This is a genomic window from Ruminobacter amylophilus (genome assembly GCF_900115655.1).
Lineage (GTDB): Bacteria > Pseudomonadota > Gammaproteobacteria > Enterobacterales > Succinivibrionaceae > Ruminobacter > Ruminobacter amylophilus.
This window is the reverse complement of the sequence record NZ_FOXF01000056.1, coordinates 1-15,482: the sequence shown is the minus strand read 5'-3', so window position 1 is coordinate 15,482 and position 15,482 is coordinate 1. Positions and strand designations below refer to the sequence as shown.

Genomic DNA, 15,482 nt, shown 5'->3' with positions numbered 1-15,482 from the left:
AACAACAGTATTTTTAGGTCTTTCTACATCAAGAATATCTCTAGGTATTGGCATATCAAACTCCGTAAATATATAGTCTAATTATAAGTTATAATTAGACTATATTCAAGAAAAATTTCACAATTTTGTCGATATTTTTTAATTTTTTTAGGGAGAAAACAGGCTTTATATCTACCTGAAAACTGAGGAAGTTATGTTGTTGATTGGTATATGGAGTAAATAATGAGATATTGAAACAAGATGTGCTCAATATTTGCACATCTTATATAGTATTATTAATTGGGAAAGTTCTATTTAATATCACATGCAAAAAAACTGACAGGTTCGGATTAGGCACTGGGGATTGTGCTGATACCGAACCTTTTTTTTGCCCTGCATTCAGCCGGATATCATAAAAATAAAAAAGAGCTTTTCCCGTTAGCGAAAAGCCCTTTTGGACACTGATTATTTATACCGGTTAATCCGGTCCGTATCCTACATTGATTTCAGATTGCTGTAGGCGGTCAGCACGCAGACAATGGCATCAAGACCGAGAGTATTGATGGTGGCTGTAGCCTTCTCACGCACAATCGGCTTGGCATGAATGGCAAATCCCAGACCTGATTCATTAATCATCGGCAGATCGTTTGCACCGTCACCTACCGCAATACTCTGTTCCTTAGGAATATCATACTTTGCACACAGCTCATGGAGAGTCGCAACCTTCACTGTCGAATCAACGATTTCACCGATTAGCCCGCCGGTAAGATGATCTCCTTCAATTTCGAAGGTATTGGCTCTGACAAGATCAAGACCGAAATCTTCCTTAAGCTTGTTTACAAAAGGCATGAATCCGCCTGAAGCAATGGCGGTCTTCCAGCCTTTACTCTGCAGAAGTCTGATCAGTTCAGGGAAACCCGGCATAATCGGCAGGCTGTTTCTAATCTTGTCCAGAATGGATACCGGAGCATACTTGAGCAGACCTACTCTCTTTCTCAGACTCTGCTTGAAATCAAGCTTTCCGTGCATAGCCATACTGGTGATTTCAGAAATCTGCTTGCCCACGCCGTATGCCTTGGCAATTTCATCAATACATTCAATCTGAATACAGGTTGAATCCATATCAAGAAGAATAACACCCGGCTTTGAAAGATCCGGAATGTTTTTCACATGAATTACATCTGCATCACCGGTAAACGCCTTGAATGCACGGTTAAGTTCTTCTGAATATCTGTCGGTTACGGCAATCAGTACCTGTTTACCGCAGATTGCAAACGGTTCTCTGAAGGCAAAGGAAACACCGGATCTGTCTGCCAGCTCCTTAATCATACCGAGATGCTGCATGGTGATTCTGTCACCGATCGCACAGATATATCCGCCGCTGATGTTGCCGTCAGCACTGACTACCTTGTTATCAACCACCGTGTAAAAAGCTTTTTCCGGTAATCTGGAGAAAAGTTCTTCATCCGCATTAAAATTGAATTCTGCCATTATTATTTAAATCCTTTTCATTTCACAGTAGTGAATTATTAATGTTCTCTGGTGGTATTGAACTTAATCTTAGGATATCTTTCCATTGTAAGATTAAGATTTACCATATTAGGTGCAATATATGTAAGGTTGTCACCGCCGTCAAGAGCCACATTCTGTGGAACCTTTCTCTGAATTTCCTCAAGAGCTGCAGGATCGTCGCTTTCAATCCAGCGTGCGGTGGTTACGTTAACAGGTTCATATACGGCTTCAACGTTGTATTCGTTTTTAAGTCTTGAAACTACTACATCGAACTGCAGCACACCTACGGCACCAACTATAAGATCGTTGTTGATAAGAGGTCTGAATACCTGAACGGCACCTTCTTCAGAAAGCTGAACAAGACCTTTAAGCAGAGCCTTCTGCTTGAGAGGATCCTTAAGACGGATACGCTTGAACAGTTCAGGAGCGAAGTTAGGGATACCGGTAAACTTAAGGTCTTCCCCCTTGGTAAAGGTATCACCAATCTGGATGGTTCCGTGATTGTGCAGACCGATAATATCGCCTGCATATGCTTCTTCAGCCTGTTCACGATCGCCTGCCATAAAGGTAACCGCATCTGAAATGTTCACATCCTTACCGATACGTACGTGATGGAGCTTCATACCCTTTTCGTACTTTCCGGATACCAGACGTACGAAAGCGATACGGTCACGATGCTTAGGATCCATGTTGGCCTGAATCTTAAACACAAAGCCGGAAAGATTTTCTTCTGTCGGTTCAACCTGTCTGCTTTCAGCATTTCTGGCAAGCGGTGCAGGAGCCCATGCAGTAAGACCGTTAAGCATATGATCCACGCCGAAGTTACCGAGAGCGGTACCGAAGAATACCGGAGTAAGTTCCCCCTTGAGGAAGGCTTCCTCATCAAATTCAGCGCTGCCAGCCTTTACGAGTTCGATGTTATCCCTGAGGATTGATGCGAGATCCTCTCCAACGGCGGCATCGAGTTCAGGATTATCAAGCCCCTTTACGGTAACAACCTCCTGAATGATATCACCCTGACCTGATTTGTAGAGATAGGTTTCATCCCTGTAGATATGATAAACACCCTTGAAGCTCTTGCCGCATCCGATCGGGAAGGTTATCGGGGCGCAGACGATGGAAAGTTCCTTTTCAACCTCATCCATCAGTTCCAGCGGATCCCTGGTTTCACGGTCCATCTTGTTCATGAAGGTAAGAATCGGGGTATCTCTTAAACGGGTAACTTCCATCAGCTTGCGGGTACGTTCTTCTACACCCTTCGCAGCATCGATAACCATCAGACAGCTGTCCACGGCGGTAAGCACGCGATAGGTATCTTCCGAGAAGTCTTCGTGGCCCGGAGTATCCAGAAGGTTAATCAGACAGTCATTGTACGGGAACTGCATTACTGAGGTGGTTACGGAAATACCACGATCCTTTTCCATCTGCATCCAGTCTGATTTGGCAAAACTGCCGTTTGCACCTCTGCCCTTAACTGTACCGGCACGCTGAATTGCACGACCGTAAAGCAAAACTTTTTCAGTAATGGTTGTCTTACCGGCATCCGGGTGTGAAATAATAGCAAAAGTTCTACGTTTATTTATTTCTTTAAGAAATTCAGCATCAGCCATAATTATCTTACCTAAACACAATATTCGGGAATCTACAAGTCGACCTATATAAAAAAACGGCTTCTTTTGGTATTTCCGGATCTCCAAAAAAAACAAAAGAAACCGCCAATGGATTATATCAAAAAATCTGTTCAGGTCGATCTTTTTTTGGATGACGATTATATGAACATCTTCGAACAGAGATTAAGCATGAACGCATAAAACAGACGGGGGCGGACAACTCCGCCCCCGTCATTTAAAAACAGTATCCGATAACGGAACCATTAATCAATATTGAGCTCATCAAAAGACTTAACCAGCTCATCAATTCTCTTTATCTGGGTAAGGAAAGGTTCCAGCTTATCCAGAGGCAGAGCACTCGGGCCGTCGCATTTTGCCTTATCAGGATCAGGATGAGCCTCAAGGAACAGACCGGCAAGCCCTACGGCCATACCTGCTCTGGCAAGTTCAGCCTCCTGCTGACGTCTTCCTCCGGAAGCCGCTCCGCTAGGATCCCGGCACTGCAGTGAATGAGTCACGTCAAAAATCACCGGTGCTCCCTTCGAAGCTTTAATCATCACTCCGAATCCAAGCATGTCAACCACCAGGTTGTCGTAGCCGAAGGTCGCTCCGCGTTCACACAGGATGATATTCTCGTTTCCGGATTCCTCAAATTTTTCCACAATGTTGGAAATCTGAGAAGGACTGATGAACTGCGGCTTCTTGACATTGATAACCTTTCCGCTCTCGGCAAGTGCTCTTACAAGGTCTGTCTGACGGGCAAGAAATGCCGGAAGCTGAAGCACGTCAACGACCTCGGCCAGCGGACCTACCTGATCTATCTCGTGCACATCGGTAATAATCTTTACTCCGAATTCCTTCTTCAGCCGTTCAAAAATGCTGATTCCCTTTTCAAGTCCCAGACCTCTGAATGAATGTATTGATGATCTGTTTGCCTTGTCCCAGCTGGCTTTGAACACGAACGGAATATTCAGTCTGTCGGTAACCTGAACATACTTTTCACAGGCTGTCAGCGCCAGTTCTTCTGATTCCAGAACGTTAATACCACCGAATAACACAAACGGAAGATTATTGGCTACACTGATATCACCAATCTTTACAACCTTGTTTTTCACAGAAGACATTATATTTACTTATCCTTGTAATTAAAGCACCCCAGAGTTACTCTGTCATTGTATCCCAAATCCTTTACCGTCTCAACCTGAGTGAAACCGGCATAATTCATCAGAAGTTTAACGTCTCCGGCCTGCTGATAACCGTGTTCAAGCAGCAGATAACCGTTATTGGCAAGATAGTCACCGGACTTTCTTACTATATTCAGAATATCGTACAGCCCGTTCATCGGAGCCACCAGAGCGGTTCGCGGTTCAAATCTGACATCACCCTCCTTCAGATGAGGATCATTGTCGGCTATGTACGGAGGATTGGATACTATCAGATGATACTGGTGTCTGGCTTTGATTTTTGAAAACCAGTCACTGTTAATGAGATTAATCGGCAGATTCAGATTTGTGCTGTTGAATTCAGCCACCTTCAGAGCCTCCTCCGAATAGTCCACGGCATCGACAACGGCATCCGGAAGTTCACTTTTGAGCGCCAGGGCAACCGCACCGGTTCCCGTTCCCAGGTCAAGAATTCTCAGTCTCACCCCGGAATCAAATTTAGAAGCGCACAGCAGTGCCTGCTCCACCAGAGTTTCCGTGTCCGGCCGCGGTATAAGAGTATGCTCATTCACTTTCAGGTTGAGAGACCAGAATTCTCTTTTCCCCAGAATATGAGCTATAGGACGTCCGGAAAGTCTTTCATTCACAATTTTCTGTATGCTGTCATATTCTTTGTCGGAAATTTCGTACTCAGGATATGTCAGCAGAAAAGTCTTATCCTTTTTCAGGACTTCAGAAACAATAAAATAAGCTTCAATGGAAGAAACTTCCCTGTCATTCAGAAAAGCATTCAGCTTCTGCAGAGCTTCTCTGTAAACTGCTCCAATCTGCATGGTTCCTCCGGGTAAATTATCCGCCCATACCATTAGATTAGCCCCAAAAGGCATAAAAAAGCACCTAAACTGTTGAAAAACTGATGGCAAACTGTGACACCATCATTAAATTCAGGGTTTAAGTGCTGCTTCAGATATTAGTTTTCGTTTGCGAGTTCAGCAAGCATGTTGGCCTGATGCTCTTCAATAACCGGCATTACCAGTGAATCAAGATCTCCGTCCATCACGTCACTTAACTTATACAGAGTCAGGTTGATACGATGATCAGTCACACGACCCTGAGGATAGTTATAGGTTCTGATACGGTCTGAACGATCACCTGAACTTAAAATGCTCTGTCTCTGTTCTGCCATTTCCTTGGCCTTCTTTTCCTCTTCAAGTCTTGCAAGACGAGAAGCCAGAACCGCAAAAGCCTTGGCCTTGTTCTTATGCTGGGAACGTTCATCCTGACATTCAACCACGAGACCTGACGGGAAGTGGGTAATACGAATGGCGGAATCGGTCTTGTTAATGTGCTGTCCACCTGCGCCTGACGCTCTGAAGGTATCAATTCTGATATCCTTTGGATTGATTTCCGGAGCTTCAGATTCAGGAACTTCAGGGAAAACCATCACGGTACATGCTGATGTATGAACACGCCCCTGTGTTTCGGTTTCAGGAACTCTCTGAACACGGTGACCGCCTGATTCAAACTTCAGAATACCGTAAGCTCCCTGGCCGGAAACCTTAAAGATTATTTCCTTGTAACCGCTGAATTCACCTTCAGAACAGCTCATGATTTCAATGCTCCAGCCCTTCTTTTCAGAATACTTTGAATACAGTCTGAAAAGGTCGCCGGCAAATATTGCGGCTTCATCACCGCCGGTACCTGCTCTGATTTCAACGAAAGCGTTGTTGTCATCCTTAGGATCCTTCGGAAGCAGAAGAATCTGGATATCATGTTCGGTCTTTTCGAGACCGCTTTTGGTTTCTTCAAGTTCAGCTTCAGCCATTTCGCGCATGTCAGGATCGTCGCCATTAATCATGGCGTTGATTTCTTCAAGATCGTCTGAATATGTTTTGTAGCTCTTGAATGCGGCCACAACTGTCTCCAGCTGTGAATATTCCTTGTTCAGTTCTCTGAATCTGTCCTGATCCGCAATTACTTCAGCCTCACCTAATAAGGCCTGAACTTCTTCAAATCTCTCAACTAAAGTCTCAAGCTTGGTAATAATGGATTGCTTAAGCATTGTTAATACCTTAAAAAATTGTTTTAAAAAATAAACTTCAGACAGTCTGTCTGAAATCATCTGTCAATAAATACTGATGCAGGAACGCAATGTACATAACGGCAAACATATCATGCTTTTTACCGCAAGTCCCTGCAGCGACATATCATGCCCGCGGAACGGTCACGATAAACGGAATTTAAAGAATAGCTAATGTCTTAATTTCAGGGAAAAATAATCAACATTAACAATATTGGCAGTAAACATAAAGTTTTCCACAACTAACAGAAAAATCCAACAGAGTGATTCTAACACTTTTTCAGTCGGCTGTTAACAAGATTTGCAGTAACAAGAAAGGCACGATTTTGAATCGTGCCTTTTACGTTCATCAGTGACTACTCTTCACAACCATGCGGGCTGTAAATGAGTTGCAGTCATAGATTACTTGGTAACCCAGATAGATACTGACTGAGCATCAGCCTGAGTATTCTGGTCAACAGAATCGTTATCAACGTGATTGTTGTCTACAACCTTGGTCATGCCCTCAACACCGCTTACCTCTACGGCAGACTTGGTACTGTTGAGAACAACCTTGATATTAGACCAGCTGTCGCCTACGGCTGCACCGTTGATATCAAAGATAACCACGCTATCGGTACTGTTTTCGTCAAGAGTTACGTTATTGAAGATATCATCTGCGGTAGTCATATGGAATGCAGGATGATTCTTTCTCATCTTTATGAATCCGGCATAAGCGTCAAACAGTTCACCCCATTCTTCGGTAGCCTTCAGATCCCACTTAAAGTCATTTGCACCGCTAGTGGTGTTATAAGTGTTGTGCATATCCTTACCTGCGGCAGCCTTGGTACGACCGATTTCTTCACCGCCGTGGATGAAGGTAATACCCTGGCTCACGGCAATGATGGCATTTGAATAACCCTGAAGCTTAACCTTTTCAGTCATATCGGTTACACCTGCAGCTTCGATCTTGTCACGTATGGCAAGATTATCGTGAGCTGTTATGTAAGAAATTGACTGTTCAGGATTTGTGAAGCCCTGTGCGGTCCATACGTCAGTACCGGTTGCGTCTTTATGACGAACGCCGCCGCGAACACCCATGAATACGCATTCCTTGTTGTTGCTCAGCTTCTTGTCATTTTCATCGGTACCGTTGTCGTCCCAGCCGTCATTCAGCTTATCAAAGATAAAGCCGAGAGCTTGACCATCATCACTTGAGCCCTTGAGACAGTTTCTGATTCTGTTGTTGAAGGCGCCTACATGAGCTTCATCTGACTGGAGATGGATTCGACCGGTACGTACCGGAGCATCAACCTGCTTTTCGGCAGCATCGTTATCAGCAGCCCATGGTTCACCGTAAATCAGAAGATTTGCGTCAGGATGAACTCTGTTCAGATATACACCCCAGTCAGAGAAGTCCTGAATTGAGAAAGCACCTACAAGGTCGAGTCTGAAACCGTCAACATGATATTCGTTAACCCAGTAATCCATTGAATCACGGATCATGGTCCATACCATATTGCTGTTGGAGTTTACGGTATTGCCACAACCGGTAACATCGGTCTTGAGATAGTACTTGCCGGTAATATCTTCAAATACAGACTTGTTATAGGTATGGTTATATACCACGTCCATGATTACACGAATACCGTTCTTGTGGAATTCATTAATCATGGTCTTCACTTCCTGAACCTTCTTATTGTACTCATCAGTATTGAATACGGAAGTGTAACGGTCTTCAGGAACATTGTAATTCCATGGATCGTAACCCCAGTTGTAGCACTTGTTGCTCTGAGAATCTACATCGGAACAGGTCTTGTAATCATAGATAGGCTGAAGCTGTACGTGAGTAATGCCCAGTTCCTTCAGATGGTCAATACCTGTAGTAACACCTTCGTATGTGGTTCCGGTCTGAACCATACCGAGATAACGGCCTCTCTTGTCTGCGTCAACGCCGGAAGTTTCATCGATGGTGAAGTCACGTACATGAACTTCATAAACAATGGAATCAACACGATTCTTAAGTTCAGGAGATTCAACCCAGCCGCCTTCAGGCTCGGTTGCGCTCATGTCCATTACGATGTTGGCGGTATCATTACCGTTTGCTGTCATCTTGCCGTAAGGGTCACGAACTTTCTTACCGCCGATTATAAACTGATAAGTCTTACCTGCAAGATCTCCCTCAACAACAGCCTCAAATACATCTGAGTAACAGTCAATTGATGCAGGCTTCATATCATATGAAGTACCGTCAACAATAACCTGGTTGCCATCCTTGCTGTCAGGTGACCAGATACGGAATGTGGTCTGGGTAGGTGTATAAATTGCACCGAGAGTATCGTTCTGCTTGTGTAAACGGCAGTCAGGATCCTTGACTACGTATGACTTGTTGATGGTGTAAACTGAAACCGCATTGTTGAACTTGACGTTAAGCTTAACACTCTTGGTTTCGCCGTCGTTAACTTCCACGTCGTCACCGATGCTGATAATGGCACCATTGGTAAACTCGGCAGCAGTTGCTTCGCTGTTAGGAACATCCTTGATTGTCTTGGCATTGCTGAACCAGTAAGAACCCTTGGTATTTGCATCAACGTCCTTACCCTTTACCAGCAGACCAACTTCGATATGACCGGTAGTATCTTTCTTTCCGGCAATTTCGGTAAATTCGATGGTGGCTCCGTCCTTAAGGATTCCGCCGTCGTATGAAATGTATGATTCGTCTTCTAATTCAATGTCTTCCAAGTCTTTAACATGCACACCGCATTCTGCCGCAGTTACAAACTGAGCATCGGATTCAGAGGTCATCTTCAGACAAGGCTTGTTCTGGGTAAATACGTTATTATCAGGTGTCTGCATACCTTTATTATTGTTGTTTACAATAACATTGTAGCCATCAAGCGGAATCAGAGATCCTTCATGTTCGTGGTTGAAATAATGAATGGTCTTTGAACAGGCTGAGCCCATGTCATTTTCAGTAAATACTTTACCAGGCCAGTCACTGAACAAATTACCGCCAGAATTCCACAGCCATGCTGCGTATTCATCATAGAAGTCTCCCAAAACTATGAGAGTGTTCTGATCTACAACACAGGTATCCAGTGCTTCAACCGGATCATAAACAAACACATTACCTGAATCCACTCTGCCGGTATCAGTAGCCCAGTTATCGGAAAAGACGTTATTGCCTCCTTCACTACTGCCACCGCTACTGCCGCCGCAGGCTGAAAGAGATAAGGAAAGAACGGCGCAGGAAACTGCCACGCCTAGCTTATTCTTATTAAATTTCATATAAACTCACACATAGTTAAGAAAAAATATTGACTATAGTCAAAGAGACAAAAAAACGTTTTCGGTCTACTATATAGAACTTGTCACATCGTAATTGTGATAAATATTACCTTTTTCAAAAACATGACAGTTTTCTCATAAATGTGAGCTTTATCTCACTCAAAAGACAACATTTTATAATATATAGTTGCACGAACCCACTGTTCAAAACATAATCACAAATACATAGTATTCTTATTAAAGAATTTCAAAAATCAGTGACACCATAAAAAAAGCCCTCATTTTCTGAGAGCTTTTGAATGTTATTAGGATATTTGTTTTACAATGCTTGATTAGAAGTTTGAATAACCTTCATTCTTCACATAGCTGAAATTGTAAGCCTTGGTAAATGGAGGTAAACTGCTCTTCTTAACTACTTTTAATAACTTCTTCATTTTGTTTCTTCTCTTCTTTTTCTTCTAATATGTATATGGTTTTTATCACGCCTTCCCAACTTTAATCTTTACCACCCGGAAGGCCGAAAGTCATGTGTTTAATATTTTTTACTTAACGTAGCTGAAATTGTACTGACGGGTAACTGGAGCTATAACCATTACGTCGTTCTTTGCTACAAACATATTTCTTAACATTTTCATTGCTGCACTCCTTATCAAAGTCGCATGAACCAATCTCTTGTTTTTTTCTTAATCAATGTGATTTACTTAACACTTGTAATGATACAACATATTTTAATTGTTTCAAGTTTTTTTGAAATTATTTTACCTTTTTATGTAATGAAAACTTTTTCATATTAGAGAAAACGATTTCTAAACAATCATATTTATTTCAAAAACTCTGATTTTTGAGATTTACATCATTTTTTAACCTGTTTTTTATCATTTTTAAAGAAAACCACATACATAAAACATGTAATTTTCTTTCATATCGCGTGAAAATTTTTAATATTTTTTACTGCAAAAAAGCGTCATGGTTAAAATTTCAGCATTTTATGATTTTTTATCAAATTCCGACGCGCACACACAAAAAAAAAGAAGACGTTTTTACGTCTTCTTCATGACAGTCTGTATCTGAAGTCAAAACTAATACACTTCCTTATGATATTCCTTAAGAATATCCTTCAGTCGTTTCATGTCTTCGGCTTTCGGCGGATGAATATCATTCAGTTTATAAGGATCGTTGAAAAATGCCCATTTGTGCTTTCCCATCTCATGATACGGGAGAAGTTCCACTCGTTCCACGGCATCACCTAGTTCTTTTACAAACTCCCCCATTCTGCGGGCGTTGTCCTCAGAATCGGTATAAGTCGGAACGACCACCAGTCTTATCCACATTTTTTTGTTATGAGCGGCCAGGTATCTTGCAAAAGCCAGAGTATCACTGTTTGAACGACCGGTTATTTCCCTGTGCAGATCATCATCCATGCATTTAAGATCCAGCAGGAATGTATCTGTTTCATTAATAAGGTTTTCAACATCCTTATTGTAATTGCGTATACCGCCGTTGGTGTCAAGACATGTATTGAAACCTGCGGCATGAACCTGTCGGAACAGTTCCGCCACAAACTTTGCCTGCATGGATGCCTCTCCTCCGGATGCTGTAACACCGCCCCCGCTTGCTCTGAAAAAAGGAGCATAGGTAACTATTTCATCCATCAGCTTTTTGACGGTAACCTCTTCTCCGCCTTTAAAATCCCAGGTATCTCGGTTGTGACAGTATATACATTTAAACTGACATCCCTGAAAAAACACGATGTAACGGATTCCCGGACCATCAACAGCCCCTCCCGTTTCAATTGAATGAATTCTGGCCGTAAGATCAGAACCATTCACATTATCTACTGTTGACATTTACCACTCCTTCACAGTTACAAAAATACCATCTGATATAATGACATTACAAATGTCTGCCATATATCCGTAACACCGGCTTTTATAATAACAACAGCAGAACTATTTTTAAAGTCGCATCGTTTCATTATCAGCGAATCGTAGCATAACGGCACATGGTTGCGATGCTATCCGTGACTTTGTTTTTTCTAATTCAATCAAAGCGGAACAACTCATGAATTATTATTTGATTACCGGAGCCTCTGGAATGATAGCCGGAGGCTTTATTCAGAAAACAGTAAGTGAACATCAGTACATAGGACTCATACTGTTAACAAGAGACAGAGAACACACCACATTCCGTTATCAGAAACTACTGGATGCTTCTCATACTCCAATAAAAATCATTACCGAACTGACAGAACTGACTGCTGAAGAAGCCTCTTCAATTACAGCTGTAATCAATCTGGCAGGCTCGCCTATCAGCAGCGGAGGTCTGGTCAACACATCAAAATTCAAGGATATTCACGATTCAAGAATTTGCTTTACCGAAAAATTAATCAGCGATCTCAAAGAAAAGAATGTCAGACCAGAGGTGTTTATCTCTGCCTCAGCCATGGCCATAAACTCTGACCACAAAACTCCTTTTACCGAAGACGAAGCCGAAAACACAGACGGAAACAAAGTCGCTGAACTCTGTCAGGAGTGGGAAAAAACGGCACTGAAGGCTCAGGATGAATTAGGAGCCAGAGTCGTTACAATGAGACTCGGCAATGTTGTTGACGTCACCGGAGGCATGCTTCTCAGAATTCTGCCGTTCCTTCAGAAAGGTTACATACCTTCTTTCGGAGACGGAGAACAGATCATTCCATGGATTACTCTGTATGATGTAACCAGAGTCATCTCTCATCTGATAAAGCATAAGAACGTGAGCGGTCCGGTACATGTATGCACCTCAAACCATACAGGCCAGATGAATATGTTCAAAGAACTGGCCGCCATAACAGAAAACACGACTTTCAGGCTTCTGCGTCTTCCTGTATTCCTTGTAAAATTTTCACAGAAGGAAGCAGCGTATTCACTTATAACATCAGTGCCGGCACTTCCGTCAAAACTGGAAAAGTCAGGCTTCAGATTCAGATACAACAGTATTTCGGAATATGTCAAGACTGTAAAACAGCTGATGTCATCGATTAATCAGGCTCCTAAAAAGTGATAATTTTATCGGTTCTGTCGCCATGCAGTACCGTAGCTTTCACGAAAAAGGCTTTATCCCCGAAGGGATAAAGCCTTTAATTTCATATGTTATTCAGAAAAATCTGAATTACTTGTTCTGCTGAGCCTGAATTGCAGTGATTGCAATGGTATAAACGATATCGTCAACCAGAGCACCGCGTGACAGATCGTTAACAGGCTTCTTCATACCCTGAAGCATTGGTCCGATTGAAACCAGCTTGGCTGAACGCTGTACAGCCTTGTAGGCGATGTTACCGGTGTTCAGGTCAGGGAAGATAAATACGGTAGCCTTACCGGCAACTGGTGAATTTGGAGCCTTTGAGGCGGCAACGTCAGCCATAATTGCAGCATCGTACTGTAACGGACCGTCAATTACGAGATCCGGACGCTTTTCCTTGGCAAGAGCAGTAGCTGTACGAACCTTTTCAACATCTTCACCCTTACCGGAGGTACCGGTTGAATATGAAAGCATTGCAACGCGTGGTTCAATACCGAAAGCCTTGGCTGTATCAGATGACTGAATGGCAATTTCAGCAAGCTGTTCAGCTGTAGGATCCGGATTGATTGCACAGTCGCCGTATACCAGAACCTGATCAGGGAGCAGCATGAAGAACACTGATGAAACCAGTGATGAACCTGGAGCGGTCTTAATAATCTGAAGAGGTGGTCTGATGGTATTTGCAGTAGTATGAACAGCACCTGATACCAGACCGTCAACTTCATTTCTTTCAATCATCATGGTACCGAGAACAACATTGTCTTCGAGCTGTTCACGTGCAGCTTCAGGAGTAAGACCTTTGTTCTTACGGAGTTCAACCAGACGATCAACATAGTTTTCACGTGAAGCAACAGGATCAATAATTTCCACACCTTCACCGAGAACAACGCCCTGCTGTGCGGCAACGCGCTGAATTTCTTCAGGATTACCGAGAAGAACAGGGGTAGCAATACCTCTTGCGGCACAGATTGCGGCAGCCTTAACGGTACGAGGTTCATTACCTTCAGGAAGAACAATTCTCTTTCTTTCTGATCTTGCGCGTTCAGTAAGCTTGTAACGGAATGCGGCAGGACTTAACAGTCTTACGTGTGCACTCTGTTCAGACTGGCTTTCAAGCCATGCCTTGTCAATGAAGCCGGCAACATAATCAGCAATCATGTTAATTCTTTCTGCATCATCTGCAGGAATTTCGGTATTGAAATGCTGTAAATCGATAGCAGTCTGCCAGGTATGATCTTCGGTCTGAAGAATTGGTAAACCGGTAGCAAAAGCCTGTTCACAGAGCTTCTGAACTCTTTCATCAAGATTGTAACCGCCGGTCAGAAGAAGAGCACCGATCTTGGTACCGTTCATTGCTGCAAGAGCGATTGAAATAATGATGTCTGATCTGTCACCTGAAGTTACAAGTAAAGAACCAGGCTTGATGTAGTCAACCATGTTCTGAACGTCACGGGCACAGAATACTACTTCTGATAAACGGCGGGTAGCAAGTTCACCTTCATTTAACACTTTGCACTGAAGGTATGCAGCCAGATCACTTGCACGGGCGGCATTAAGAGTAGGATTCCAAGGTATTGAAGCTAAAACCTTGGCAACACCGTCAAGATTGAGATCCTTTAAATCACCTGATGGCTTACCGACTTCAAGCTGGGTAGGAACCCCCTGAGAATCAACACTTGCTCCAACTTTGTTGATGATGCAGCCAAGCACTCTGTTCTGAGCACCGTTAGCATAGGTATTTACAGCCAGTTCAAGTCTTTCACGGATTTCCTGAGAACCGCCGTTGCCAGGCTGGGTTACAAATACGATGTCAGCATCAATACCGCTGGCAATCTGCTTGTTTACTCTGTTTGCAAAAGGATGCTTTTCAACAGGAACAAGACCTTCAACGATAACCACGTCAGCACCGCTTGAAGCAACATGGTTTTCAAAATTAGCAATAATTTCCTCAAGTAAAGTTGAATCATCACCTGAACTCAGTAAAGCTTCCATACGAGAAACTTCTATTGGTTCAGGAAGGTCAAAATCCGTGCCTGCCTTGATAACAGCTGTACTTGCTTCAGGTCCGATATAAGATGGTTTAGGCTGAGCAACAGGCTTGAAAAAACTAACCTTTACACCTTCTCTAGCAAAAGCTCTAACAAGACCTAAACTGATTGAGTTTACACCCACGCCAGTTCCAATGGGTATAAGCATTATAGTATGTGCCACTTGAGGAATCCCCTTTCTACTTGTAGTAGATTTTTATCAGCAAAAAAACAAACCGCTTGGTTAACGGTTTTCCGAGTCAACATTCCACCCAGACTTACCGGTGGAACTACTGTTATTTATCAGAGATCTGATAGCGATCAGTGACAAAAATAATTATCTGATATTTTACTCTCTGAATATCAATCTAGCAAATTACAATCACACTGAATAATCATTTTTCCACCAAAATCACTAACACATACCATTCATTAGAACTTTCCCAATTAATAATACTATATAAGATGTGCAAATATTGAGCACATCTTGTTTCAATATCTCATTATTTACTCCATATACCAATCAACAACATAACTTCCTCAGTTTTCAGGTAGATATAAAGCCTGTTTTCTCCCTAAAAAAATTAAAAAATATCGACAAAATTGTGAAATTTTTCTTGAATATAGTCTAATTATAACTTATAATTAGACTATATATTTACGGAGTTTGATATGCCAATACCTAGAGATATTCTTGATGTAGAAAGACCTAAAAATACTGTTGTTATTGTTTACGGAGTAAATAAAGATAAGTACGCTGTCAGACAAAGAGTCGGCTGTAAGC

The 15,482-nt window shown here is 42.5% G+C and carries 9 protein-coding genes; 1 reads left to right on the top strand and 8 read right to left on the bottom strand.

The window, feature by feature from the left end; genetic code table 11:
- Positions 1-474: 474 nt before the first annotated feature.
- From serB to pflA, 7 genes are all read right to left on the bottom strand, one after another.
- Positions 475-1,470, bottom strand: a complete 996-nt coding sequence (serB, locus tag BMY80_RS10415) for a phosphoserine phosphatase SerB (RefSeq protein WP_093143410.1) — start codon at positions 1,468-1,470, stop codon at positions 475-477.
- 38 nt (positions 1,471-1,508) lie between these two features.
- Positions 1,509-3,101 carry a peptide chain release factor 3 gene (gene prfC, locus BMY80_RS10410; RefSeq protein ID WP_031579004.1) on the bottom strand — a complete coding sequence of 531 codons (1,593 nt, stop codon included), beginning with the start codon at positions 3,099-3,101 and terminating at the stop codon, positions 1,509-1,511.
- Positions 3,102-3,364: 263 nt separating this feature from the next.
- Positions 3,365-4,216 (bottom strand): 3-deoxy-8-phosphooctulonate synthase, encoded by an 852-nt coding sequence (gene kdsA, locus BMY80_RS10405; protein WP_031579003.1) that lies wholly within the window; start codon positions 4,214-4,216, stop codon positions 3,365-3,367.
- A gap of 14 nt (positions 4,217-4,230) precedes the next feature.
- Positions 4,231-5,151 carry a peptide chain release factor N(5)-glutamine methyltransferase gene (gene prmC / locus BMY80_RS10400; protein ID WP_245730144.1) on the bottom strand — a complete coding sequence of 307 codons (921 nt, stop codon included), beginning with the start codon at positions 5,149-5,151 and terminating at the stop codon, positions 4,231-4,233.
- An 83-nt stretch (positions 5,152-5,234) separates the two neighbouring features.
- Positions 5,235-6,326: a peptide chain release factor 1 gene (gene prfA, locus BMY80_RS10395; RefSeq protein ID WP_031579001.1), complete on the bottom strand. Its 1,092-nt coding sequence runs from the start codon at positions 6,324-6,326 to the stop codon at positions 5,235-5,237.
- Positions 6,327-6,746: 420 nt separating this feature from the next.
- A complete protein-coding gene (locus BMY80_RS10390; RefSeq protein ID WP_093143405.1) occupies positions 6,747-9,611 on the bottom strand; it encodes an alpha-amylase family glycosyl hydrolase in 2,865 nt (954 codons plus the stop codon).
- A gap of 1,079 nt (positions 9,612-10,690) precedes the next feature.
- The gene (gene pflA / locus BMY80_RS10385) at positions 10,691-11,458 is read right to left on the bottom strand and encodes a pyruvate formate-lyase-activating protein (RefSeq protein ID WP_093143402.1); all 768 of its coding nucleotides are present in this window, start codon (positions 11,456-11,458) and stop codon (positions 10,691-10,693) included.
- A gap of 214 nt (positions 11,459-11,672) precedes the next feature.
- On the opposite strand from pflA, the gene BMY80_RS10380 reads away from it, so the two are divergent.
- On the top strand, positions 11,673-12,653 hold the full coding sequence (locus tag BMY80_RS10380) for an NAD-dependent epimerase/dehydratase family protein (RefSeq protein ID WP_093143400.1): 981 nt from the start codon (positions 11,673-11,675) through the stop codon (positions 12,651-12,653).
- Positions 12,654-12,761: 108 nt separating this feature from the next.
- Here BMY80_RS10380 and pta read toward each other — a convergent pair whose 3' ends face one another.
- Entirely contained in the window at positions 12,762-14,882 is a 2,121-nt protein-coding gene (gene pta, locus BMY80_RS10375) for a phosphate acetyltransferase (protein ID WP_093143397.1), read from the bottom strand.
- Positions 14,883-15,482 lie beyond the last annotated feature (600 nt).

Bases quoted from the DNA above. Each gene is read 5' to 3' on its own strand.
- serB (WP_093143410.1), bottom strand. From the start codon at position 1,470: ATGGCAGAATTCAATTTTAATGCGGATGAAGAACTTTTCTCCAGATTA.
- prfC (WP_031579004.1), bottom strand. From the start codon at position 3,101: ATGGCTGATGCTGAATTTCTTAAAGAAATAAATAAACGTAGAACTTTT.
- prmC (WP_245730144.1), bottom strand. From the start codon at position 5,151: ATGCCTTTTGGGGCTAATCTAATGGTATGGGCGGATAATTTACCCGGA.
- prfA (WP_031579001.1), bottom strand. From the start codon at position 6,326: ATGCTTAAGCAATCCATTATTACCAAGCTTGAGACTTTAGTTGAGAGA.
- BMY80_RS10390 (WP_093143405.1), bottom strand. From the start codon at position 9,611: ATGAAATTTAATAAGAATAAGCTAGGCGTGGCAGTTTCCTGCGCCGTT.
- pflA (WP_093143402.1), bottom strand. From the start codon at position 11,458: ATGTCAACAGTAGATAATGTGAATGGTTCTGATCTTACGGCCAGAATT.
- BMY80_RS10380 (WP_093143400.1), top strand. From the start codon at position 11,673: ATGAATTATTATTTGATTACCGGAGCCTCTGGAATGATAGCCGGAGGC.